This window comes from Acidovorax delafieldii 2AN (assembly GCF_000175235.1).
In the GTDB taxonomy this organism is placed as follows: domain Bacteria; phylum Pseudomonadota; class Gammaproteobacteria; order Burkholderiales; family Burkholderiaceae_C; genus Acidovorax; species Acidovorax delafieldii_B.
In genome coordinates, this window is sequence record NZ_ACQT01000504.1 from 1 (window position 1) to 1,268 (window position 1,268).

1 protein-coding gene and 1 pseudogene are annotated in these 1,268 nt (G+C 66.3%); both read left to right on the forward strand.

From position 1 onward, the window contains the following. Positions 1 to 719, forward strand: a pseudogene (locus ACDELDRAFT_RS22620) (AmpG family muropeptide MFS transporter); the annotation flags it as partial. Between the two features lie 158 nt (positions 720 to 877). Continuing rightward, the coding region (locus tag ACDELDRAFT_RS22625) for a response regulator (protein ID WP_005801305.1) at positions 878 to 1,268 on the forward strand (391 nt) is incomplete at its 3' end.

The following is a 1,268-nucleotide window of genomic DNA, read 5'->3' on the forward strand; positions in this document are numbered from 1 at the left end:
CCATGGCCGCCTCGATGGCCGTGGGCATCGTCACGGTGCTGTTCTCGCGCGAGCCCGTGCCCGTGGCGCTGCCGCCCGCCAAGAACGCCGCCGAATGGGTGCGGGGCGCCGTCATCGAACCCTTTGCCGATTTTCTGGGCCGCTACCGCTGGCAGGCGGCGCAGATCCTGGCGCTGATCGCCGTGTACCGCATCAGCGACGTGGTCATGGGCATCATGGCCAACCCGTTCTATGTGGACATGGGCTTCACCAAGGACGAGGTGGCCGCGGTCACCAAGATCTACGGCGTCATCATGACACTGGCAGGCGCATTCGTGGGGGGCGTGCTGTCCATGCGCCTGGGCGTGATGCGCATCCTGATGCTGGGCGCCGTGCTCAGCGCCGGCAGCAACCTGCTCTTTGCCTGGCTGGCGGGGCACGGGCACGATGTGACGGCGCTGATTGCCGTGGTGTCGGCCGACAACCTGGCCGGCGGCATCGCGTCGGCCGCCTTCATTGCCTATCTGTCGAGTCTGACCAACGTGAACTACTCGGCCACGCAATACGCGCTGTTCAGCTCGATGATGCTGCTGCTGCCCAAGTTCGTGGCCGGCTTCTCGGGGGACTATGTCGATGCCTTCGGCTACGCGCAGTTCTTCACTGCCACGGCACTGCTGGGGCTGCCGGTGCTGATGCTCGTGTGGCTGGCTTCGCGCATAAAAACCGCATCTAGCGCCTGATGGATATGCGCAAGTAGCTATACAAAATATAGCATTTGATCTGACGCAGGCCTGCCGGTTTTACCGGAACTTTACGGCGGCTTCAACGCAGCGAGACGCCTGCGCGCGAGCATGGATGCCCTGCCGCTGCAGCCGCCGCGGCCCACTACACTGCCACGATGAGCTCGCACCTGTTGATGATCGAAGACGACGCCCGCCTCGCGCAGATGGTGGGCGAATACCTCGGCCAGTCCGGCCTGCAGGTCACGCACCGCGCCGACGGGCACAGCGGCCTGGCCCAGTTGGTGGGGCCCGACGCAGGCCCGCTGCCAGACCTGGTCATCCTCGACCTCATGCTGCCGGACATGGACGGCCTGGACGTGTGCCGCCGCATCCGCGCGCTGCCCGGGCCGGCAGCCCAGGTGCCGGTGCTCATGCTCACCGCCAAGGGCGACCCCATGGACCGCATCATCGGCCTGGAGTTGGGCGCCGATGACTACCTGCCCAAGCCCTTTGAGCCACGCGAGTTGCTGGCCCGCATCCGCGCCATCCTGCGCCGCCGCACCGATG